The organism is Yoonia sp. 67-2 (assembly GCF_035117555.1).
Classification (GTDB): Bacteria; Pseudomonadota; Alphaproteobacteria; order Rhodobacterales; family Rhodobacteraceae; genus Yoonia.
In genome coordinates, this window is the sequence record NZ_JAYKPK010000007.1 from 211045 (window position 1) to 231947 (window position 20903).

A 20903-nucleotide genomic window follows, 5' to 3' on the forward strand; every position below is an offset into this window, starting at 1 on the left:
TTAAGGTTATTGGCACAGCGTCAGGCTGGCATCATCGGTGACCGGGCGGTCAAAGGTCACGGTCACTGTGGTCAGATCGGGGTGCCAGATACTGCCGAGCGGTTTGTAAAACAGGCCCGAGGCCAGCATCCGGTCACTGCGTTCGATCACCGCGCTGCGGGTGAAACCGGCACCAGTGGTCAGGGTAAAGGCGGCCTGCCGGGGTCCGGCGCTGCCCAGATCGGCGCGGATCACGGCGGCCCGCGCAATATCGATCCCGGTCAGATCGACGGTCAGGCTGTCATCCTGTCGCGCAGTGATGGTCAGCGGCTGCGCGCAATCGCTGCCTGCGGCCGCGATCAGCTCCTCCAACGGGTCAGGACCATATTGCGCCAGATTGTTATAGATTGGATTTTCCCAGATCAGGAAACGCGGCGGATTTTCCGCGAAATCGCGCGAGGTCAGATAAGACGTGATCGCGCCGAACTGATTGCCGCCGGTGACCGCATAATTGACCACATCAAGGCCGGAAAACTCTGACAGAAACCCTGCAAAATTGCTCAGCGGCGTATCCGAAAAGGATGTGCCAACCAGCACAACCGGCACCACATCACCGTCGCCGGCAAAGATATCCGCCAATCCTAGGCCAGCGCTTTCGACGACTTCGGTTTGGCGCATCGTGTCGATGACTGCCGGCAGCGCCTTTGTGCAGAAACTTTGCAGGCTGCGGCGCATGGTGGAAAAGGCTGTCGTCGGCGCACCTTCGGTGGTGCGGTATTCCGCGACGCTCAGATCCGCATAGGCCGGTTGTGCCTTGATCAGATCACCGATGACCTCTGCCGCCTGTCTGGCACCTGCGGCGGTCCAATGGAAATCGGCGGCAAAGAACGGGCGTCCATCAGCCGTTGCCGCAAGCGCGGTCAGAATATCCGGGGCCAACACACCGGCTGCGGACAAGCGCCCGACGATATCGTCATAGACCAAAGTTGCCGTTTTGCTGTCAAAGGCATAATCACTGGCCGAGGCAGGCAGGAATTGCGGCATCGCCTGGCTTTTGGTCGGCACGGTAACATAGATCAGCGTCGTGCCACGGCTGGCCAGTGCTGCGGACAAAGCGCTCATCTGCTGCACCACCGCATCCTCCATCGGGTGGCGCAGGCGCAGATCAGCCAGCACCCGGTAAAAGACGCCGTCCTGCCCTTCGACCGAAGGCAGGACCGCAGCGGTTTCCAACCCGTAACAGCCATAGGCGGATGGATCGGCCTGTGCGGCGCTGGCGGCAAGGATCAGGGCAAGCCCTGCGAGACAGGTTTTCATTCGGTCAGCTCCGGGTTTGGTGTGGCAGCGATCAGCCGCAAAAGGTTCTCTGCCGTGACACGCACCGACAGGTCGGTGCCGCCAGCGGCCAGCGTCAGTGCCGCGCGCGCACCGGCATGGTCGGCGGCGATGTCAGCGTCGTCGGCCATCAGGGCGATCCCCAATTGCAAGGCCGCCTGCGGACTGCCGCCACCGTCGGCCATTGCCAAAAAATACTGCGCCTGCACCAGATCCTGCCCGAAAGGCACGCCGTCAGCATACATCTGCCCCAGCAAGGTGGCCGCAATGCCATTGCCGCTCAGCGCCTGCACGGTCATCGCGTTCAGGCTATGTGTCAGTCTTGCGGCGCTATAACTCGCGCCTTCGGCGACCAGCAATTTGGCCAGCGACGGCACTGCAAAATCCCGCCCGGTATAGGCGGCGATGGCGTAATAATGCGCCTTGGTCCCGGTGGTGTCGGGGATCGTGCTGTCCTCCATCACCCGGGCAAGGCGGAAGGCGGCCAGCCCATCGCCCGCATCGGCCAGCGCGCGCAGATCAACAAAGCGCAGGCTTTCCCCCGCGATCATCCGCCGCCGCAAGACGCGCAAGGCAGCACTGGGCAGGTCATTGGTTTGGCGCACGGCATTGTCGAATACGAAATCCACCTGCAGTGCCACGTTTTCGTGGGCAAGCGGCAAGCGTGCCTGATGCGCCAAAGGCGCTGTAGCGAGGGTGATGAACAGCGCCGTGATCGGCAAGCTCCGGATCATGGTGCCATCCCTTCCGCTGCGGCGGGCCAAAGTGCGGGATCGGTCAGGTAACGGATCGGGATCTCCCAGATCACCAGCGCCGGTGGCGTGTTTTGAAAATCCGCGCTTGCCAGATAATCCTGCATCGGTTGCACAGGCCCCAGACCTTGCTGCGCCATATTGATCACGTCGCGGCCAAGTGCGGCCATCAGCGCATCGGCAAAGCCCCAGTCTTCGTTCGCGCTATAGCTGGTGCCGACCAGCACGATATCGGTGTCGCCGGCACCGAAAATATCGACGATGGTTTCGCTGGGAATTTGCACGGCAATGCTGACCGTCTCGGCAGACAGCCCGATCCGTGGGGCCAATGCGGGGCTCGTCACAAAGCTGATCAGATCGCCGGTCAGCGCCTGATCGACAGACTCGGTCTGATCATAGGTCAGATCACCCAAGCCGATGCTGCCCTGATCGCGCACCGCCTGCGCCACCAATCCGGCACCCTGCGGTGTCCAATGCGTGTCAGTGCTGAAAAACACCGGCTCTGCGGCATCCTGCATCGCGCTGCGCGCATCGACGAAAGTCAGATCCAGCGCCGCAAGCTGCGTCGTGAAATCACGGTAAAGCTGCGCCAACGCCTCTGCCGCCTGCGGATCGGGGGCCTGCGCGCGGGCGATATCCATCTTGGCAGGCAAGGGGATGATCACCAGATCGCTGCCAATATCCGTAATCTGGCTCTGGGCCTGCACAATCGTGGCGATCACATCGGCCATCTGAGCCGCAGACGGCGCATCGCGCAATTCTTCAGCCGTGAAAAGCCAGCCGTTCTGGCCGACAATCGCGCCCTGCCGCGCCTCGCCCAGCAGGGCATAGCGGGCAGCCCCGATCAGGCTAGACGACAGGCCCATATGCGGCAGGTCTTTTTTATAGAGCGCGTCCAGATCACGCGTCAGCCCGCCGGACAGCAAGCCCGCATCCGGCAAAACCGGCGCTTTGCCATCAGAGGCCAGCAGCGTCACATTCGCAAACAGCGCATAGCCGAAAAACGCCAAAGGCAGGGTCAGCCGGGTCGCTTGGAAAAACACATTCATCTTAACACCTAGAACTGGAAATAAAGGAAAGGGGAAAAGCTCTGTTCGGCCAGTTTCATGATGGCAAAGCCACCCAGCCCCAGCATCAGCACCGAAGGCACGGCGGCATTCAGCACGCTCAGATCGCCAGACGGATCGGGGCGCAGATGCAAGGCGGCACCGCGGTTCAACCAAGGCTCTACAGCCGCAACAAAGATCCCGAGGATCAGGAACACAAGGCTTTCACTGGTCATCGCCATCGCCACCTGCGGCGTCAGCGCGACCCCGTTCAACCCCAGCATCCCGGCATAAACATCCCAGGCCGCACCGACCGAGGCAGCGCGGAACATGACCCAGCCCAGCAGCACGATCAGCAAGGTACTGGCCAGCGCGGGAAGATCAGCACCTTTGTCGCGTCCGGTCGCCCGTTCCAGTGCCAGCCATGTGCCGTGCCAAAGCCCCCAGATCACAAAGGTCCAATTGGCCCCGTGCCACAGCCCGCCCAACAGCATCACCAGCATCAGATTGACATAGGTGCGCACCACGCCTTTGCGGTTGCCGCCCAACGGGATGTAAAGATAATCGCGCAGCCAGACCGACAGGCTGATATGCCAGCGTCGCCAGAATTCGGTGATTGACCGGCTGATATAGGGCGTGTCGAAATTGGCGATGAAGTGAAACCCCATCATCAGCCCAAGCCCGATGGCCATATCGCTATAGCCCGAGAAATCAAAATAAAGCTGGATCATATAGGCCGCCGCCCCGACCCAGGCGAGCGCCAGCGTCGGATCCGGCGTCTCAAACGCCAGGTTGGCCAAAGGGGCCACAGTATCGGCCAGCAGCACCTTTTTCGCGAGGCCGATCAGAAAGATCGTCATGCCTTGCAAAAACAGATCGACCGAATGCACACGATAGGCAAATTGCCCGGTCAGATCCTTGAACCGCAGGATCGGCCCCGCGATCAATTGCGGGAAAAGCGCGATGAAAGCGGCAAAATCAAAGAACCGCGCAGTCGCCTCGGCATCTTTGCGATAGACATCAACCAGATAACTGACCGCCTGAAACACATAGAACGACACGCCGATCGGCAGGATCAGCCGCCAATGCACGCCCATGCCCGCGGGGTCTGTGCCCCAAAGAGCGGCCAAGCTGTCGATGAAAAAGTTCAGATATTTGAACACGCCCAGCACGCCCAGACAGCCGAGCAAGCCGACGATCAGATAGGCTTTCGCGGCCCCAGCGCTTTGTGCGGCACCGATGCGGCGGCCAAAAACATAGGTCCAGAGCGTGGTCAGGAACAAAAGCCCCAGAAAATCAAGCCGCCACCAGCCATAAAACGCATAGGACCCGATCAGGATCGTCACTGACCGGAACCGCATCGGCGTCAGGTAATAAACCACCAGAAACAAGGGCAGGAACAAAAACAAAAAGGTTTCAGAGGAAAAGACCATCAGATTTGCTCCGCCATCATGCAGGCGACAGGCCGCGCGGCCACAACGGGCTGTGCTGCAGCCTGCGCGCGCAGCCACGGCAACATCTGGCCAGACAGATCGCCGGTAAAGACGCGCGGCATCTGCCCTTGCAGATCATTGCCCGCGATAAACGGTGCGCCCGGTGTGGCACCGCGCAGACCTTCACGATTGCCGATCATGGCATTATCCATGACCTGCACCTGCGCCGTCATGCTCTGGTCACGCAACATCAGCCCAGCGCCAGCGTTGAACAGGATCGCATTGCCGCGCAGATCGGCCGCGTCGATCTTGCGCAGGCTGACACCGGCCCCGCCGTTGGCGGCAATCAGATTATCCGCGACTAGCAAACAGGAGACGTCATCGACAGCAAGCCCGGTGCTGGATGCGCCCAAAAGCAGATTGCCGCTGATGCGGATTGTGTCGCTGCCACCATCGATCAGCATCCCGATATGAGGCTGGCCTGCGATACTATTGCCAATGATCTGCACGTCAGAGGCATTCGCGCTGACACGGATCCCTTGCGGCCCGGAGAGTTGCGACAAAATGTTCTTCGCCACGATGCTTTGCCGCGCGCCTGCGATAGAAATCGCCGGGCCGGTGGCACCGGTGATCTGATTGCCCAAAACACTGCCGCCAGAGGTGCCGATCAGGGCAAGGCTGGTGACATCGGAAAACTGGCTTTGCACGATGAAAGATGCCGATTGCGCCGCACCCAGCCCGCTGTTGACGACAGCGACACCGCCAAAGCTTGGCACAGCACCAAAGCCCAGATGGGCAAAGGCCGCGTCAATGGCGGTCAAGCTTCCCTGTCCTGCCGTCAGCATGAATGGCCGGTAGTCCGGCGCGGCAAGGTTTGGCGCAGCGCTGCCGGTCACGGTGCCGCCGATGACATCAAGTCGCCCCAGATTGACGATGAAACTGCCCTGATCGCGGGCTAATGTCAGCCGATCCTCGGGCCCAAGCTGTAACCCGGCATCGGACCAGATCGCCAAAGGCCGGGTCAGCACCAGCCCCGCATCAGTCGCGATCACCACATCTGCTGCCAGCGTGTCGCGCGACAGGGCGAAAAGATCGGCCAGACCGACAAAACCACCGCGCAGCAGGATCACATCGTGCGGGCCAGCGCCCTGCGCTTGGGTCAGCAAGACATGATCGCGCGCGCCCGATTGCACGGCAATCTGCGCCAGGATCAACCGAATATCGACCATCTCGATGACGGCATCCGCTGTGCGGACAAACTCGGTCGCCGCGACGTCATGCAGCGGCAGGTCAGGCCAACCCATCCCGATCTGATCGAGTACGGCGGCAGCTGCATCCGCCCGTGTCTGCGGCATCTGCGCCGCAGACAGATCCGCCACCGCCGCCGCCATCTGTGCGCGCGCCGCATAATCCATCGGTTGTGATTGCACCGATAGCGGGACGCAAAGCACGACCCAAAGAACGATCAGCCTTTTAAGCACGGCCAGCAGCCTGTTGGCTTTGCACCGCAGCGGGGCTGACCGGGCCGGTCGACAATAGATAAGCATGCAGATCGCAGGCGGCCGTATTGGTCAGACTGATTTCGGTATTCTTGTCGATGGTCAGCATCGAGCCCAAGGCAAGGATCCTGTCATTGTCCTTGCTGCCCTCAAGATAGCTGGCCTGTCCTGCGATCACCGACAAAAAGCTTGCACCCAAACCATGGCCATTGATTTTCATGGTCGAGCCGGGCAGCAGCGTCAGCATATCCAGCCGGTGGTCCGGATCAGCCGCCAGCGCCTCGATCCCACCCCAGGCTTTCTTGCGATAGGTATGGCTGACCACCTCGGCACGGCCATCCCGTTTCAGCTGTTCGACAACCTGTTTGACCTTTTGCGCATTCTTGCGGTCGGTCACCAGAACGGCATCTTTGGTATCGACGACGATCACGTCGTTCAGCCCGATGACCACGACCAGACGGTCATCGCCATGGATCAGCGCATTGGTCGTATCAAGCGCAATGACATCGCCAGTGATGACATTGCCCTCGGTGGATTTCGGATTGACGTCATAGACCGCAGCCCAGGCACCGATATCGTCCCAGCCCAGATCCATCGGCGCCAGAGCGATCTTGTCGCTATGTTCGAAAATCGCGCGTTCGGTCGGCTCATCGCGGGCATGGGCGAAATCGGCAGCGTTCAGCACGATCCCTGTCGGGGTGGATTGGCCCGCAGCGATGGCGGCGCTGACAGCCGCGAAAGTCACGGGGTCAAGCCGCTGGAACTCCGCGCAGATCACATCGGCCCGAAATAGGCTGATGCCGGAGGCCCAATAAGCATGGCCTGAGGCGATCAAAGCTTCGGCAAGGTCCAAGGGCGGCTTTTCGATAAAGCTCGCGACCTGATGCAGACCGTCATAGCCTGCAACCTGACCGCCATCGATGATATAGCCATAGCCGGTTTCGGCATAGGCAGGTGTCACGCCAAAGGTGATGATCCGGCCCGCATTCGCGGCCTCTTGCATATTTGCGATCGTGCGGTTCAGATCGCCAACGATGATATGGTCCGACGGCAGCACCAGCAGGATCGCATCGGGATCCTGCGCCATGGCGATGATGGCCGCCGACAGCACGGCGGGGCCGGTATTGCGGCCCATCGGTTCGCTGATGATCCGGCCGGGTGACTGGATCTCATTAAGTTGCTGGCTGACCAGCTCGGCCTGCGAGGCATTGGTCACGATGATCGGCTCGGCAAAGATATCGCTGCGGTGGCGCTGCACCGTCGTCTGGAAATAGGTCAGACTGCCTTTGCCCGCGGTTGGCTGAAACTGTTTGGGCTGGTCAATCCGTGACATCGGCCAAAGCCGCGCCCCCATGCCACCGCACAGGATAAGAGGAGAAATATGTGCCATGGTTCAGGCCCCTTCAAAGGTCACTAGGAAACGGTCACGGATGTTTTCCGCCCAGACAGCCAGGCCGCTCGCGTCGCGCAGCAGGCGCAATTGCACCGGCGCACCGGCTTGGCCTTCGGTCAGCGGGGTGATGGGGCGCAGGATGATGGTCTGCGCTGCACCTTGAAACAGCGGCTGCGGGTCGGCTGTCGCATCTGATGTCTGCCCATCAGGATAGGTCAACAGAATCCGGTCCGCCCCTGCGAGTGCAAACAGCATCTGCGGATCCAATGTCGCCGCAACGACCCATTGGTCACTGGCCGAAACCAATTGCATGATGGTTTCGCCAATCAGAACGGTCGATCCTTCGCGCAACCCCTGCGTGACGGCGGTGCAATCGCAAGGCATGAGCAGGCTTTGCACTTCACCCGATGCAGCTTGGATCGCCACAACCACATCGCCCTGCCCCGCGTCCAGATTGACAAAGACGACCTGACCCGTGGTTGTAGCGCGCAATGTTTCACCGGTTGAGACAACGCTGCCCAGGCTCGGCACCAAGGTGACGAAAGCGCGTTGATAGACCAGCGATCCGGCAATCGCGACCAAGGCCAAAGACAGCAAGGCAAGGCCCATGCCGCCGACAACGCGGCGCAAGGACAGCCGGGTCCTGGCGCTGCGGGTCTGCTGCGGCGCCTTGGGTGCCGTTGTGCCAGCCACCCCGATGGTCTGACCCAAGGCGACCAGATCACCTGCGATATAGGCATTCAGGATATGGCGCAGCTGCGGCAGATGCGCGCCGCTGGGCTGGGTGAAGATCAATTCAGCCTCGCCCGAACCATGGGCGGTTTCCTGCACCTTGGCATCGACGACCAATGTCACGGCAAAGCCATCAAACTGGAACATCAGCCGCACGATCCGTGTCGCGCCAAGAACGGCAGGGTCCATCAGTCCCGCGACATAGGCCGCGACCAGTGACAGGCCATGGCCACGGAACTGCCGTCCGTCGATCAAGGCGATAAAGGGCAGCTGCACGACCGGGTGATCATTGCCCGCTTGCAGAGTGGCAGGCGCACGGCTTGCTTTGGTGGTGATCACAGGATCCATGGGATGTCTTTCAGGTTCAGGTCAAATCAGGCCCGTCATCCATGACACCGCCAGCGTCAGCCAGCCGAGTGACAGAATGTGGACATAGGAAGAAATAAAGCCGCTCAGCCGCATAGCGGCAGGCCGTGCAAAAGATCCGCTGCCCTGCCGGGTCCAGCGTTGCCGGTCGAGGCGGAACATCACGAAGCTTTTGACGCCAGCCCCGACGATCTGCCCGAAATACAGCAAAAACGGATAGCTGATCGGAAAACTGCCACCACGGAACAAGGACAGCAAAGCGCAGAAAACATAGCGGGTCGCCATGACCCAGGCCAGATAGGCAGGCAGGATCAGCGGATTGACGAAAATCGCCGTCAGGATCACGCCCAAAGGCCCCGCCAGCGTGGTCCAGACCGAAACCCGCTGATCCAGCACGGACCACCATGTAAAGCCGCCGATCAGCGACCCAGGCAGTGCCAAGGCGCGGCCATTGGTCCGCATCATATTGCCAAACCAGCGCACCATCAGCGTCACCGCGCTGGCGGTGAACCCCGGCAAAGGCTGGCGCTCCATCGACACGGTCTGCACATCAGGCAGATAGAGCATCTGGTAGCCGTTCTTGAGCAACCAGAACCATGTCGATTTGTCATCGCCGGTCAGGAAATTGACCCGGCCCAGCCGCCAATGGTCCAGATAATCGCTTTGCACCTGCCGGATGAACGCCGCATCGGTCGCAAGATCGGCGCGGAATACCGACATCCGCCCGGTCAGCGTCAGCACGCGGCGACCCAGCCCCATCGAGGACATCATCATCTGCCGCTGGGTAAAACGCAGCGCGAACCAATCGCGAAAGGCCGGGGTGTCGACAATCTCGACGCTTTCATCGGTGGTCAGGGCGCCGACAGATGGGTCACAGAAAAACGGCGCGGCGCGGGCGACAATATCAACCGGCACGCAGCTGTCACCATCCACAAAGATCACGATATCGCGCCAGGTCGGGGCCTGTCCGGTGATGATCCGCAACGACTTGGCCAAAGCATCGCGTTTGCCGGTGCCGGGCACTTGATCGATGACCAGCCGCACATTACGCATATCCATCCGCATCAGCGCATGCACCGACCGGATCAACCGCAGATCAGCACCATCGACGACAGAGGCGACGATAGTCGCACCACCAGCCGAAGCCGCAGCCGCGGCAAAGATCGAATGATAGACCCGCCGGGTGACATCCGGCTCGATCATATAGCTCGTCACCAGAAAATAGGCATGGGCAGCTGTCGCGCGATCCGCGTAAGCCACCTCTGCGCTGCGCCGCAGCCGTGGATAGGCCCAAAGTTGATAGATCCCCGCCCGGATCAAATTGATCGCCGCCCAGGAATAACGCCAGGTGCCGACAATACCTAAGACCAGCACAGCCCCTTCGGCACCGGCCAGCCCGTCCTTGGGCAGGCTGAACACCAGCACGCCCAAGACCAGCAAGTAAAGAAGATGACCCAGAACCTGCATGTTACCAGCAAATGCCCTGATAGCTGCCAGCCGAGGTCAGGCCGCGCTGAATGCGCGACAGATCAATCATCGGCTGATCCGTCGCGGCCTGGCGCAAAGGCAGCAGCGCCTCGTCGTAATTATTGCCCACGATCAGGATATCAGCACCGGCGATCAACGCATCAATGCTCGGCACCATCCGGTCGCGCAGATCCGGCACCACATCATTGCCGCGTCCGACACTGTCCAGATCCTGAGCATAGCCAAGGCTGACATTGGGGTCATAGACCTGCACATCATGACCATCGGTGATCAGCCGCGCAGCAAGCTCTGCCAGCGGGCTTTCGCGCAGATCATCGGTGCCGGGTTTAAAGCTGATACCGACCAGCCCCACCGATTTCATCCCGCTTTGCGCGACCATCTGCACGGCGCGGTCAATCTGCGCATCATTCGCGGATAAAACCGCACCCAACAGCGGCGCTGCGACATCACGGTCTTTGGCAAGCTGCTGCAAAGCGCGCACATCCTTGGGCAGGCAGGACCCACCAAAGGCAAAACCGGGGCGCATGAAATGGGCGGAGATATTCACCTTGATGTCAGAGCACAAAAGCTTCATCACCAATTGCCCGTCAAGCCCACAGGCCTTGGCAATATTGCCGATCTCATTGGCAAAGCTGACCTTGACCGCGCGCCAGGTGTTGGAGGTATATTTCACCATCTCGGCGGTGCGCAGATCAACCTCGTGAATGGCACAGGGCATGTTCTTGTTCAGCGCATTCAGAATGCCAAAGGTGGGTTTGTCCAAAGCGCCAAAGACGATCAGGCCGGGATTGTCGTAATCCTCAATCGCCGTGCTTTCGCGCAGGAATTCAGGGTAATAACCCACACCGAAATCCACACCGGCGCGCAGGCCAGAAGCCGCTTCCAGCGCCGGGATGCAGGTCGTCTCCATCGTGCCCGGCACGATGGTCGAGCGGATGATCACCGAATGATAGCCCTGCTTTTTCGCAATCGCCCGCCCGATGATGCCACAGACCGAGATCACATGATCCAGACCAACCGATCCGTCCGCATTGCTTGGCGTGCCGACGCAGACAAAACTCGCCTCGGTCGCGGCAATCGCGGCCTCCGCATCCAAAGTGGCGGTCAGAAGACCCTGGGACACCGCATCGGCGATCAGCGGATCGAGCCCATTTTCGACAATGGGCGAACGACCCGAGTTGATCACATCGACGCGGTCCGGCACGATATCGACCGCCCAGACCTTATGTCCGTCGCGCGCCAGACAGGCCGCAGAAACCACACCGACATAGCCGATTCCAAAAACAGAGATATGGGCCAAGAGTTTTCCAATTTGTAAACATTTAAACTATCACTGGTTAGATATTGATAAAACACCGGGATGACCCGTCCGTAAAATGTGTAACTCTGTCAGTAAATCCAGAGCTCTTGTCAGGAAAATAGGAAATGCCACAACGTCAGTTCATCCAGCCCGACCGGATGGCAAACTGCACGATGTCGGCGCGCGAAGACAGGTTCAGCTTGCGATTCGCACGGGCCTTGTAGGTGTCGACCGTTTTGGCGCTTATTTCCAGAATGGCCGCGATCTGCTTGATCGATACGCCCATGGCGAGATTACGCAAAACAGCAATTTCGCGATCGGTCAAATCAACATCCCGATACGCCTCTTTGGCAAAACTGCGACTGTCCTGATAGGATTCGTGGAAATATTCGCCGCCAAAAGCTACGGCACAGACGATGCGCACCAGCTCTTCGCCAAAGACGAATTTCGGCAGTACCGCCCGGAATCCATCGGCCCTGAAACCACTCAAATCTTCTGTCGATATATCAGAGCAATAGCCGATCAGCGACGTTGCTTTGGCGACGTCCTGGAAACAGCGCTGCGAAGATTTTGTCTTCTGCAACAGCTGTGTCGGATCCAGAATCAGAATATCTGATGTCCCGCAATCTATTACGTCGTAGTCCACGGTCGGATGAATTGAGACAACAAACGACGACAAATGTTCGGACGAGGCGAGAGCAGATGCAATACCCGACGCAAGGATCGGATTGGCGTCCATCACGAATATTTTTCTCTGTATATCCGCAAGATTTTTCTCGTCCAGATCACCACAGATATCAGCAGTCATATCAATCATCATTACTCTTAAACCCCAATTAAAAAAACAAATATAAAAACGTAGAATCAGAATAATGGCCAACACAAAGACAAGTGAAACTACACTGCTTTTGATCATCAAAGCCCCAGGACTGGAACACGGATTAGACTATGCTTGGGGATGATTGGCTGGCTAGCACCGGAAAATACCTAGGTATTTAGCGCCAGCACCTGATGGATCGGATTTAGGATGAATCTGTCTGGCTCAGGTGTCCAGATCTTGCAGATATATTCGTTGGGTGTGAACCCACCAAGGGTCTTGAGCCTGCAAGCGAAGTTGTGAACTGCAATGAAGTCAGCGACATGCGCCCGCAAGCTTTGGACCTGTCGCGTATTTGTACCGGTCCAAGTGCTCGTTTAAGCCACCTTCCGTTTGAAAGCGACCGGTCTTTTCCAACCCAATGCTGAGCGTCCGCGGCGCGAGTTGTAAAAGCCATTGATGTGTTCAAAGGCCGCCATCTCGGCTTTCCGTCGGGTTTCCCACAACCGCCGTCAGGGCCGCACGAAGAACATGACAGGATGCTGAAATGGTATTGGCACAATTCGATCCCGATAAGGCAGAGATCGACCGCATCCTCGACAACTTCGAGCGCCGCGCCAAAAAACCGGCCCCGAAGCCGCGCAAACCAAAAGCCATACTGAGAAGCCTCTGATCAATATAGCGCGGCAACGGCCTTCGGCAGATGGTTACCTACCTACGTTGCTGATATGTTTAGCGTAGCGCGCGCTCTCGCGAAACCCGACCGTCTTCATCCAGCCGGACCAGCACCATTTCATCAAATGGATTGCGGGCAATCACCTCGATATGCCGTCCGGCCCGGTTTGCCCAACCCAGATCAGTATAACCTTCCTCGGTCAGCCGGGCTGTCGCGGTGTCCAGTGTCGGGGACCGGCGGCTGTCGCGCCCCATCTTGATCTCTTCCAGCTCGCCCGTCTGGTCGAACTCCAGTTCAACCTGCATGCCGTCTGCGTCGAACCCACCGACCTCGGTATCGCCATCAGAATCAAGTTCGATCTCGGTGATCCGGGCCAATGCGGTCAGCCGCGCATTGTTGCGCACCGATGCTGGCAGCAGATTGTCCAGAACTGCGTCCGGAATGGCCATGCCTTCGCTGACCTTGATATCCTCGATACGGTTATCGTCATATTCGACGGCGATCCAGGTGCCGTCAGGCAATTGGCCGAAGAATTCATCATCGTCCTCATCCACCTGTGCCAGCGTCTGGACAAAGCCGAACTCGGCAGCCCGGCCGGTGACCGGGGCAGTGTTCGCGGGCGGCGTCGCTGCGCCTGCGGCCACAGTTTCAATACCGGTGGCGGCAAAGCTGTTGCCATCCTGCGTACCGGTCAGCCGGACGTTCTGTCCCGCCTGCGGCAGGTCAGCGCCCTCGGTCGCTGTGACAAGCACCTGACCTTCGGTGGTGGTCACGGTAAACTGGTTGTCAAAGATTGCACCGACCGTCCCGGTGAGGTTCTGGTTCTGGGCAAAGGCGGCAACAGGCAGCGCCAGAGCGATGCCAAAGGTCAATGCGCGGAAGTTTGAGATCGTCATTTTGTATCCTTTCAATATCGATTGATGTGTCGATGGAGAATCATTTCGCATAATTGGGCCAAACAGCACCGCAATCCGTTGTTTGGTTTTCATTAGGGTGCAAAAGCCTATGCTGATCCTATGCTTTATCGATTCATCATGCTCAGCGCGGTGCTTGGCCTTTGCGGCACCTTGTCATCGGCCCAGAATCCGCCTGCTGCCGATCGTATTAGCGCTGACACGCCTGATGGTGCGCTGGTCTGCGCAGCCACGCGGTTCAGGGGGGAACCTTTGTCGATTGAACAGGATGACGGGATGGTTGAATTGCGCTGGCTGACCCCGTCGCAGAATGTGCTGCGGATCACGCTGACCGGGCCGGGGTGCCGGTTCATCGACGTGCGCGGTGTCGGTCTGTCCGAGGCATGGATATTGCCATGAAGATCCTCGTCACCGAAGACGATCCGACACTTTGCGCCCAGATCGCAGAGGCTTTGCGCGCTGCGGGCATGATCGTCGACACCGCCCATGACGGGGAAGATGGCGAATTTCTCGGATCGACCGAAACCTACGATGCCGCCGTGCTTGACCTTGGCCTGCCCGGCCTTGACGGGGTCGAGGTCCTTACGCGCTGGCGCGCCAGTGGTGTCACGATCCCCGTGCTGATCCTGACCGCCCGCGATGAATGGGCCGATAAAGTGCGCGGGTTCCGTGCTGGTGCGGATGATTACGTCGTCAAACCCTTTCGCATGGATGAGGTGGTGCTGCGGCTGCAGACCCTGATCCGCCGCGCGGCAGGCCATGCCAGCGCCATTGTCACCGCCGGTGATCTGGATCTCGACACCAGCAGCGGCCAGATCACCCAAGCGGGTATGCCGGTCCGACTGACCGCCTTTGAAAACCGGTTGCTGGCCTATCTGATCCTGCACAAAGGCCGGATCGTCAGCCGGACAGAATTGTCGGATCATATGTATGATCATGCCGCCGACCGCGATTTCCGCTCGCTCGAGGTGGTGATCGGCCGGATTCGCCGCAAGATCGGCATGGACAGGATCGAAACCCGCCGTGGCGAAGGTTATCTGCTGCCCGCGGGTTCTGAAAAATGATGGGGTCTATCCGCGCGCGGCTGCTGGTGCTGTCGGCCGGGCTGACGGCGGCGGCCTTGCTGGTGGCCTGGTGGTGGATCGCAGCCTTGCTGGGCGATTTCATCGAAAGACGCGTGCTGGCCGAACTTGATGCGATGGCGCTTGGCGTGATGGCCGCTTCGGAATATGATGAAACCGGCATGTTCACGGTCTCGCCAAGGCCCGCCGATCCACGCTTTGATGCGCCTTATTCCGGCTGGTATTGGACCGTGACCACCCAATCAGGCGAGGTTCAGGCCAGTGCCGCATCCTTGGTTACAGGTATGATGACCGAAGCCGACAGGCGCATATTCGGTCCGCAGGGCGCGGAACTCTTGGCCTATCGCCGGACTTTCACCGCGCCGGGCCTGTCGGACCCGTTGCGGGTCACGGTCACTGCGCCCTTGCAAGTTGTCGACGCGGAGCGCGATGCGGTGATCAGGCCATTGGCGCTGGCGCTGGCAGGATTAGGGGCAGCGCTGGTGGCTGCCGGTCTGGGCGCATCAGTGCTCGGCCTGCGCAAGCTGGACCATTTGCGCCGCAATCTGGAACGCCTGCGCCGTGGTGTGACAACGAGCCTGCCGGACCCCGGCGTCAGCGAATTGCGCCCATTGGTGGAAGAACTGAACGGGTTGATCGAGGCCAACCGCGAAACAGTGTCCCGCGCGCGCACGCATGCGGGCAATCTGGCCCATGCGCTGAAAACACCCTTGGCCGCCCTGACCAATACCGCCACGCCGAACCAACGCCCGATGCTGGAGCAGATGGACAGGTCGATCCGCTGGCATCTGCGGCGCGCGGGGGCGGCGGGGTCCGGGCGGATGCTGACCGATTCTGTGCCGATTGCCGATGTGGTCGCGGATCTGGCGCTTGTGCTTTCTCCCGATGCGGCAAGGCGCGGTATCGCGCTATCGCTGGACCCGGGCAATGATCTTATCTTTGCCGGTGAGCCTGAAGACCTGACCGAGATGCTGGGCAATCTGCTGGAAAACGCGCTCAACTGGGCGAACCAAAGCGTCAGCCTGCTGGCCAAGGCCGGGCCAGATGGCAGAATCATCCTACTGATCTGCGATGACGGCCCTGGCATACCCCCCGACCGGCGCGCCGCCCTCCTGCACCGGGGCGCACGGCTCGACGAAAGTCAGCCCGGGTCGGGGCTGGGGTTGGCGATTGTGTCGGATCTTGTCAGACTTTATCGTGGATCACTGCGGCTTGATGATGGTCCAAGGGGCGGTCTGGTGGTGACCCTGGACTTGCCGGGACGATAGTTAAGAGATTTTGCGACCGTATCAACCAAGTCGGCTGGGCAGCTTCGACTCGGAAGCCCCCGGTGCTTATGCCGCGCGTGAGAAGGCCTGCCGCGACCTTGCGGCAGGTCGACAAGAAGATCAGCAGCATCATGGCAGCAATCGAAGACGGGATGTATCAGCCAAGTATGAAGGACCGGATCGCGGAACTTGAAGGCGAGAAGCGCAAGTTAACCGCCTATCTCGCACAAAGCCCTAAGCCAACTGCCCTGCGGCTGCATCCAAGCCTGTCGGAGGTCTACCGGATGAAGATCCGCAATCTGTCGGCAGCACTGCAGGATCCAGGTCTCAAGACCGAGGTGACAGAAGCGCTGCGCGGACTGTCTCCGAGATCGGGACGATCCCGGAGACAGACGCGCCGAACGGGCACTACATTGAACTGGCAGGGGAATTGGCGGGTATTCTGGCATTGAGACGGTGTTTACGCAGGACGGGCCGGCGCCAGACTGCCCGATTGCGCGCCCAGCGACACCCACGCGGCCACTCATGACGCCGAGGCCATACCCAAGGTCGGTCCAAGACCGTCCGTTGATCACCCCGCCCAGCGGGTATCGATGCAGTATTTCAGCGACTGTTGCCGCCTTCAGCAGGATGATACCGCGTGGCAGCCTGCCAATGGACCCGCGAGAAATCGTGCCGGGTGGTGGGATGCGAGATGCGGCGAAATCCAAGCGGATCACAAATCATATCATTCCCGATGTCGATCCCGACGACGGCGAGGTCCTCAGTACTTCCTCTGTTCTTTGCACACATTGCTGCTTTCCCTTCAGGACAAATCGATATGCCCCGCCGGAAAAGTTAAGTTTTGATAGTGCGGTCACACGGCTGAACCCTTCTGTATAGGGGGGCTCGAAAGATGCCAGACAGCGGTTGAGATCATGACACGTGTCTAAAAGGTCGCTTAAGATGTCAGTAGCTTTTGATAGATTGCCGCTCGACGAATATCTATATTATGGAGGGCCGCCCGATATATTGGGCGGCCCAGTTCGCCGGTTGCGGAAATGGTTCAGGAGACGGCGTCCCTGTTCACCCCACCCTTGGTGGCGATCTCGGTCATGCGGCGGTCGCCGTCATAGGTCTGATCAAGGCATTTCTTCAAAATTGCCGCGTCACTGTCCAAACCGAGGCGATTTGCAAAGGCGGCCAGCGTGCCATAGCCCGCTAATGCGTAATGCACCATGCGCTGGTATTGCGGGATGATGGCGGCGTCGCGCACGTCAGCGTCAGTGATCTCATCAGACAAGCCATGTGCGCGAGCTTCCTTCACAAGGCCTTCCATACCCTTGCAATGTTCCGCGTTAGGCTTAATGCCGTGGTCGTTGCACAGCTTTTCTATTTCGGCGATCCCATCGGCAATACCGTTGCCGCCGGCGATCAGGGCTTCGGACAAGTCCTTGTGTTTGGCCGCGCGGCCGAGTTCGGTCACAACGGGCAGGCACTGCGTGTTAGCGCTCCAGATGTCCTGAAGTTGGTCGAGGTAAACGTCTTTGAGCGAGTTCATGACCATATCGGTCTCCTTTGTTCCGGTTAATTCCACAACGGTCAGCACCAAGGAAAGTTCCTTTGGTCGGTCGGGCTAAACTGTATTCCGCCGCATTGGCAGCCTAGTCTGGACCAGCGAGAGAATGTCCGCCGCTTGCCGTGAAGACCGCTCTGCCATATTTTGGTGACGCGTAAATAAGAAGCGTAAGGGCTCAAAGCGGTCATGCAGCATTACTGAGTGTCGGTCGGGGTCATTGCCCAAAGTGGCTGCAGACGGCCCCTTCTGGACGTTCAGAGATGGTCAGGTGCTAAAGTGCCGAAACCCAAAAGCAGCCGTTGCCTCATGTGATCTGAATAAGCATACTCAAGCACGAACTAGCACTGATAAAAAAGCATGGCTGAATACGATTGCGTCTGCGGTTGCGGGGAGAAAACAAAGGGTGGGAAATTCTGCCCAGGCCACGATCAAAAACTCAGGAAGGCTATTGAGGACGCAGTCGGTGGCTTAGAAAATTTACGGTCAATCGCTGAAAGCCATGTAGGCAAGCCGATCTCTTTTCGGCCTACAGAGTAGTATCGGTCCAAAGCCGCCGGTCGGGTTTATTAAGTGCGGCGTGGTCGCATGCCGTAAATTTACCGTTCAGTCTTAGTGGCACGCAATCGGCAGAGCCGATGCCTTGCCGGAGGCGTCGCCTCTCGCCATTTTTCCTGACAAAAACACTGTTGATGTTTTGGCGGTTCGGTATTAGCCGGATCCTGACTAAATTACTCAGAAATGGGACTCCCACATGCCACTCAAGTCAACCCTTGCTCTTGGAACTGCTGTGCTGGCGCTTTTTGGCGCACCCCTCTACGCGGACACGACCTATCCCCTGACGATCGAGAACTGCGGCCAGACCGTCACCTTCGATCACGCCCCGCAGAACGCCGTGGCCCTTGGCCAGAACAGCGCCGAGATCATGCTGATGCTGGGCCTGGAGGATCGGATGGCGGCCACCGCCTTCTGGCCGAACGAGGTGCTGCCTGAACTTGCAGACTCGAACGCCCAGGTGGAATTGCTGACCGTCGAGTTTCCGACCCTTGAGTCGGTGCTGTCGAAGCAGCCTGACTTTGTCGCCGCAATGCTTGTCACGCTTCTGGGACCGGACAGCAAGGTCGCAAAGCGCGAGGATTTCCAAGCACTGGACATTCCCACCTATCTGTCGCCGAGCGCGTGCTCTGTCACCGAGGTTTCCGGTGATATCTACGGCGCGCGCGCTGATCTCTGGTCCATGGATCAGCTCTATAAGGAGATCGAGGATCTATCCCGGATCTTCGATGTCGCGGATCGCGGTGAGGCCGTGATCGAGGATCTCAAAGCGCGCGAGGCGGCCCTGCGCGACCGGTTCGAGGATCGCGAGGACCTGACCTTCCTGTTCTGGTTCTCCAGCCCGTCGCCGCAAGACGATGCCTATCTGGCCGGAGGCAACGGTCCGTCGAGCTATATCGCGGACCTTCTTGGCGGCTCGAACGCTATCAAGGCCGAATCCGAATGGCCGACACTCGGATGGGAGGGCATCATGGCGTCGGACCCGACAGTTATCGTCGCGGCGCAGGTGGACCGCGAGCGCTGGACCCTCGACACGGCCGAGAATAAGATCGCGTTCCTGCAATCCGATCCAATTGTCAGCCAGATGGAGGCGGTCTCGAAAGGTCGCATCGTCGTGATGCCTGGCGCCGCTACGAATGCCAGCATCCAGACAATATATGGGGCCGAGGAGGTCGCCGAGCAGCTTGAGGCGATCGACCTGTCGCAATGACCGCAAGCGCCCCCGACGGTAGCGAAGGCAGCATGGTGCGGCTTGCGCTTCTGACACTTGTCTCTGCCGTTGTGCTGGCTTGCGCCATCGCGGTGGCGACTGCCATCGGCGACTACACGATCGGGTTGGGGACCGTCTTTCTGGCGATCACCAACGGCTTGGGCCTGACCAACGCCACGCTTCCGCCGATCGAGGAAAGCGTTGTCTGGGATCTGCGGCTCAGCCGTGCGCTGGTTGCAGCACTTGCGGGGGCTGGCCTGGCGCTTTGCGGGGCGATCCTGCAGGCGCTGCTGCGCAACGCGTTGGCCGAACCGTTCGTCCTTGGCGTGTCGGCTGGTGCCTCGACCGGGGCGGTCTGCGTGATCATTCTCGGTGTCGGCGCAGGCAGCCTGTCGCTGTCGGTCGGGGCCTTTGCAGGGGCCTTCTCCGCCTTCGGTCTGGTGGCGCTGCTGAGCAACGGGGCGACGAGCGGCCCGAACCATACGATCCTGGCCGGCGTCGCCGCCTCGCAACTGTTCAACGCGCTGACCTCTTATATCGTAACCACTTCAGGTAACGCCGAACAGGCACGCAATGTCATGTTCTGGCTTCTGGGGAGTTTCGGCGGCGTGCGCTGGCCCGACTTCCAGCTTCTTCTGGTCGTTGTCTGCCTGGGCCTCACGATCTGCATCCTGATGGCAAGGTCGCTGGATGCCTTCACCTTCGGGGACGAGGACGCAGCAGCCCTCGGCGTGCCGGTCGCGCGCATCCGCCTGTTGCTGTTCGCGGTTACGGCTCTGATGACAGCGACGATAGTCAGCATGGTGGGCGCCATCGGGTTCGTCGGCCTGGTCGTTCCCCACGCCGCGCGCTACCTCGTCGGACCGATGCACCTACGGTTGATGCCTGCCTGCGCCGTGATGGGCGCGGTCTTCATGGTGACCGCCGACATCTTGTCACGGGTGATCGCGACGCAGCAGAAGGTTCCGATCGGGGTCGTCACGGCTCTGGTGGGCGTGCCCTTCTTTGCCATCATCCTCTACCGCGCAAGGCCGCAGGCATGAGCATCGTCGCGGAAAACCTGCACTGGGGCGTCAAGCGCAAGGCCATCCTGTCAGACGTGTCCCTGACCGCAGCACCGGGCGAAACTCTGGGCCTGATCGGTCCCAACGGTTCGGGCAAGTCGTCGCTGCTGCGGCTGTTGGCGGGGCTGCGAAAACCACAATCGGGGCGGGTGGAGATCAATGACCGGGACATCGCGCAGGTGCCGCGTCGCGCATTGTCCCGGCAGGTGAGAACCGCATCCTGATACAGGTGCCCGGTATCGGATCCGCGTCCGAGTTAAAGGAACTGATCGGCACAACAGCGCGGCTCACATTTCATCCAGTCATCGGTCGGGCTGCCGCTGACGCAGCGGTGCCGGAACCGGGCACATTGATCCTGCCGTTTCCCAAGTCTGGACCTATCGCACCCCGCGCATGCGGCTGCTGATCTGGGGTGGCTGGCTCGCCTTGGTCGCGCTCT

General features: G+C 59.8%; 20 protein-coding genes and 3 pseudogenes. 9 read left to right on the plus strand and 14 right to left on the minus strand.

Translation table 11 applies throughout. The features are described 5' to 3' along the window. Nucleotides 1-6: 6 nt before the first annotated feature. From VOY09_RS13040 to VOY09_RS13095, 12 genes and pseudogenes are all read right to left on the minus strand, one after another. A complete protein-coding gene (locus tag VOY09_RS13040) occupies nt 7-1296 on the minus strand; it encodes an alginate O-acetyltransferase AlgX-related protein (RefSeq protein ID WP_322894170.1) in 1290 nt (429 codons plus the stop codon). Next, complete coding sequence (locus VOY09_RS13045; RefSeq protein WP_322894169.1) at nt 1293-2048, minus strand: hypothetical protein; 756 nt, start codon at nt 2046-2048, stop codon at nt 1293-1295. Before VOY09_RS13045 ends, VOY09_RS13040 begins: the two co-directional genes overlap by 4 nt. Further along, nucleotides 2045-3115, minus strand: coding sequence for an alginate O-acetyltransferase AlgX-related protein (locus tag VOY09_RS13050; protein ID WP_322894168.1), 1071 nt, complete (start codon nt 3113-3115; stop codon nt 2045-2047). The genes VOY09_RS13045 and VOY09_RS13050 overlap by 4 nt, the downstream gene beginning before the upstream one ends. Before the next feature lie 8 nt (nt 3116-3123). Continuing rightward, nucleotides 3124-4545, minus strand: a complete 1422-nt coding sequence (locus VOY09_RS13055; RefSeq protein WP_322894167.1) for an MBOAT family O-acyltransferase — start codon at nt 4543-4545, stop codon at nt 3124-3126. Further along, nucleotides 4545-6026 (minus strand): NosD domain-containing protein, encoded by a 1482-nt coding sequence (locus VOY09_RS13060; RefSeq protein WP_322894166.1) that lies wholly within the window; start codon nt 6024-6026, stop codon nt 4545-4547. The genes VOY09_RS13055 and VOY09_RS13060 overlap by 1 nt, the downstream gene beginning before the upstream one ends. Then, the gene (locus tag VOY09_RS13065; RefSeq protein ID WP_322894165.1) at nt 6019-7434 is read right to left on the minus strand and encodes a mannose-1-phosphate guanylyltransferase/mannose-6-phosphate isomerase; all 1416 of its coding nucleotides are present in this window, start codon (nt 7432-7434) and stop codon (nt 6019-6021) included. The genes VOY09_RS13060 and VOY09_RS13065 overlap by 8 nt, the downstream gene beginning before the upstream one ends. Before the next feature lie 3 nt (nt 7435-7437). Beyond that, nucleotides 7438-8517 (minus strand): hypothetical protein, encoded by a 1080-nt coding sequence (locus VOY09_RS13070; RefSeq protein ID WP_322894164.1) that lies wholly within the window; start codon nt 8515-8517, stop codon nt 7438-7440. Between the two features lie 21 nt (nt 8518-8538). Next, on the minus strand, nt 8539-10002 hold the full coding sequence (locus VOY09_RS13075; protein ID WP_322894163.1) for a glycosyltransferase: 1464 nt from the start codon (nt 10000-10002) through the stop codon (nt 8539-8541). A gap of 1 nt (nt 10003) precedes the next feature. Beyond that, nucleotides 10004-11323 carry a nucleotide sugar dehydrogenase gene (locus VOY09_RS13080; RefSeq protein ID WP_322894162.1) on the minus strand — a complete coding sequence of 440 codons (1320 nt, stop codon included), beginning with the start codon at nt 11321-11323 and terminating at the stop codon, nt 10004-10006. 136 nt (nt 11324-11459) lie between these two features. Then, entirely contained in the window at nt 11460-12131 is a 672-nt protein-coding gene (locus VOY09_RS13085) for a response regulator transcription factor (protein WP_322894161.1), read from the minus strand. A 179-nt stretch (nt 12132-12310) separates the two neighbouring features. After that, a pseudogene (locus VOY09_RS13090) lies at nt 12311-12475 on the minus strand (IS481 family transposase); the annotation flags it as partial. Between the two features lie 42 nt (nt 12476-12517). Further along, a pseudogene (locus VOY09_RS13095) lies at nt 12518-12643 on the minus strand (IS3 family transposase); the annotation flags it as partial. A 44-nt stretch (nt 12644-12687) separates the two neighbouring features. Here VOY09_RS13095 and VOY09_RS13100 point away from each other — a divergent pair. Continuing rightward, nucleotides 12688-12813 carry a hypothetical protein gene (locus tag VOY09_RS13100; protein WP_322894160.1) on the plus strand — a complete coding sequence of 42 codons (126 nt, stop codon included), beginning with the start codon at nt 12688-12690 and terminating at the stop codon, nt 12811-12813. Nucleotides 12814-12872: 59 nt separating this feature from the next. Here the strand turns inward: VOY09_RS13100 and VOY09_RS13105 are convergent, their stop codons facing one another. Beyond that, complete coding sequence (locus VOY09_RS13105) at nt 12873-13712, minus strand: prevent-host-death protein (protein ID WP_322894159.1); 840 nt, start codon at nt 13710-13712, stop codon at nt 12873-12875. Nucleotides 13713-13832: 120 nt separating this feature from the next. On the opposite strand from VOY09_RS13105, the gene VOY09_RS13110 reads away from it, so the two are divergent. The 4 genes from VOY09_RS13110 (at nt 13833) to VOY09_RS13125 (ending at nt 16532) form a co-directional block, all read left to right on the plus strand. Continuing rightward, entirely contained in the window at nt 13833-14129 is a 297-nt protein-coding gene (locus tag VOY09_RS13110; protein ID WP_322894158.1) for a Cys/Met metabolism pyridoxal-phosphate-dependent enzyme, read from the plus strand. Further along, complete coding sequence (locus VOY09_RS13115) at nt 14126-14794, plus strand: response regulator transcription factor (RefSeq protein WP_322894157.1); 669 nt, start codon at nt 14126-14128, stop codon at nt 14792-14794. Before VOY09_RS13110 ends, VOY09_RS13115 begins: the two co-directional genes overlap by 4 nt. Then, nucleotides 14791-16080, plus strand: coding sequence for an ATP-binding protein (locus VOY09_RS13120; protein WP_322894156.1), 1290 nt, complete (start codon nt 14791-14793; stop codon nt 16078-16080). Before VOY09_RS13115 ends, VOY09_RS13120 begins: the two co-directional genes overlap by 4 nt. Nucleotides 16081-16178: 98 nt before the next feature. Then, nucleotides 16179-16532, plus strand: coding sequence for a hypothetical protein (locus VOY09_RS13125; RefSeq protein WP_322894155.1), 354 nt, complete (start codon nt 16179-16181; stop codon nt 16530-16532). A gap of 593 nt (nt 16533-17125) precedes the next feature. Here VOY09_RS13125 and VOY09_RS13130 read toward each other — a convergent pair. After that, the gene (locus VOY09_RS13130) at nt 17126-17626 is read right to left on the minus strand and encodes a ferritin-like domain-containing protein (RefSeq protein ID WP_322894344.1); all 501 of its coding nucleotides are present in this window, start codon (nt 17624-17626) and stop codon (nt 17126-17128) included. 763 nt (nt 17627-18389) lie between these two features. On the opposite strand from VOY09_RS13130, the gene VOY09_RS13135 reads away from it, so the two are divergent. From VOY09_RS13135 to VOY09_RS13150, 4 genes and pseudogenes are all read left to right on the plus strand, one after another. Then, nucleotides 18390-19400, plus strand: coding sequence for an ABC transporter substrate-binding protein (locus VOY09_RS13135; RefSeq protein ID WP_322894154.1), 1011 nt, complete (start codon nt 18390-18392; stop codon nt 19398-19400). After that, nucleotides 19397-20443, plus strand: coding sequence for a FecCD family ABC transporter permease (locus tag VOY09_RS13140; protein ID WP_322894153.1), 1047 nt, complete (start codon nt 19397-19399; stop codon nt 20441-20443). Before VOY09_RS13135 ends, VOY09_RS13140 begins: the two co-directional genes overlap by 4 nt. Beyond that, nucleotides 20440-20688 carry an ATP-binding cassette domain-containing protein gene (locus tag VOY09_RS13145; RefSeq protein WP_322894152.1) on the plus strand — a complete coding sequence of 83 codons (249 nt, stop codon included), beginning with the start codon at nt 20440-20442 and terminating at the stop codon, nt 20686-20688. Before VOY09_RS13140 ends, VOY09_RS13145 begins: the two co-directional genes overlap by 4 nt. Then, nucleotides 20670-20825 (plus strand): annotated as a pseudogene (locus VOY09_RS13150) (hypothetical protein); the annotation flags it as partial. The gene VOY09_RS13145 and the pseudogene VOY09_RS13150, both read left to right, overlap by 19 nt. Between the last annotated feature and the right edge of the window lie 78 nt (nt 20826-20903).

Coding starts and splice junctions, on each gene's coding strand:
- VOY09_RS13115 (WP_322894157.1), top strand. CDS start 14,126: ATGAAGATCCTCGTCACCGAAGACGATCCGACACTTTGCGCCCAGATC.
- VOY09_RS13100 (WP_322894160.1), top strand. CDS start 12,688: ATGGTATTGGCACAATTCGATCCCGATAAGGCAGAGATCGACCGCATC.
- VOY09_RS13055 (WP_322894167.1), bottom strand. CDS start 4,545: ATGGTCTTTTCCTCTGAAACCTTTTTGTTTTTGTTCCTGCCCTTGTTT.
- VOY09_RS13140 (WP_322894153.1), top strand. CDS start 19,397: ATGACCGCAAGCGCCCCCGACGGTAGCGAAGGCAGCATGGTGCGGCTT.
- VOY09_RS13070 (WP_322894164.1), bottom strand. CDS start 8,517: ATGGATCCTGTGATCACCACCAAAGCAAGCCGTGCGCCTGCCACTCTG.
- VOY09_RS13045 (WP_322894169.1), bottom strand. CDS start 2,048: ATGATCCGGAGCTTGCCGATCACGGCGCTGTTCATCACCCTCGCTACA.
- VOY09_RS13145 (WP_322894152.1), top strand. CDS start 20,440: ATGAGCATCGTCGCGGAAAACCTGCACTGGGGCGTCAAGCGCAAGGCC.
- VOY09_RS13065 (WP_322894165.1), bottom strand. CDS start 7,434: ATGGCACATATTTCTCCTCTTATCCTGTGCGGTGGCATGGGGGCGCGG.
- VOY09_RS13110 (WP_322894158.1), top strand. CDS start 13,833: ATGCTTTATCGATTCATCATGCTCAGCGCGGTGCTTGGCCTTTGCGGC.
- VOY09_RS13120 (WP_322894156.1), top strand. CDS start 14,791: ATGATGGGGTCTATCCGCGCGCGGCTGCTGGTGCTGTCGGCCGGGCTG.
- VOY09_RS13130 (WP_322894344.1), bottom strand. CDS start 17,626: ATGGTCATGAACTCGCTCAAAGACGTTTACCTCGACCAACTTCAGGAC.
- VOY09_RS13085 (WP_322894161.1), bottom strand. CDS start 12,131: ATGACTGCTGATATCTGTGGTGATCTGGACGAGAAAAATCTTGCGGAT.
- VOY09_RS13040 (WP_322894170.1), bottom strand. CDS start 1,296: ATGAAAACCTGTCTCGCAGGGCTTGCCCTGATCCTTGCCGCCAGCGCC.
- VOY09_RS13075 (WP_322894163.1), bottom strand. CDS start 10,002: ATGCAGGTTCTGGGTCATCTTCTTTACTTGCTGGTCTTGGGCGTGCTG.
- VOY09_RS13135 (WP_322894154.1), top strand. CDS start 18,390: ATGCCACTCAAGTCAACCCTTGCTCTTGGAACTGCTGTGCTGGCGCTT.
- VOY09_RS13050 (WP_322894168.1), bottom strand. CDS start 3,115: ATGAATGTGTTTTTCCAAGCGACCCGGCTGACCCTGCCTTTGGCGTTT.
- VOY09_RS13105 (WP_322894159.1), bottom strand. CDS start 13,712: ATGACGATCTCAAACTTCCGCGCATTGACCTTTGGCATCGCTCTGGCG.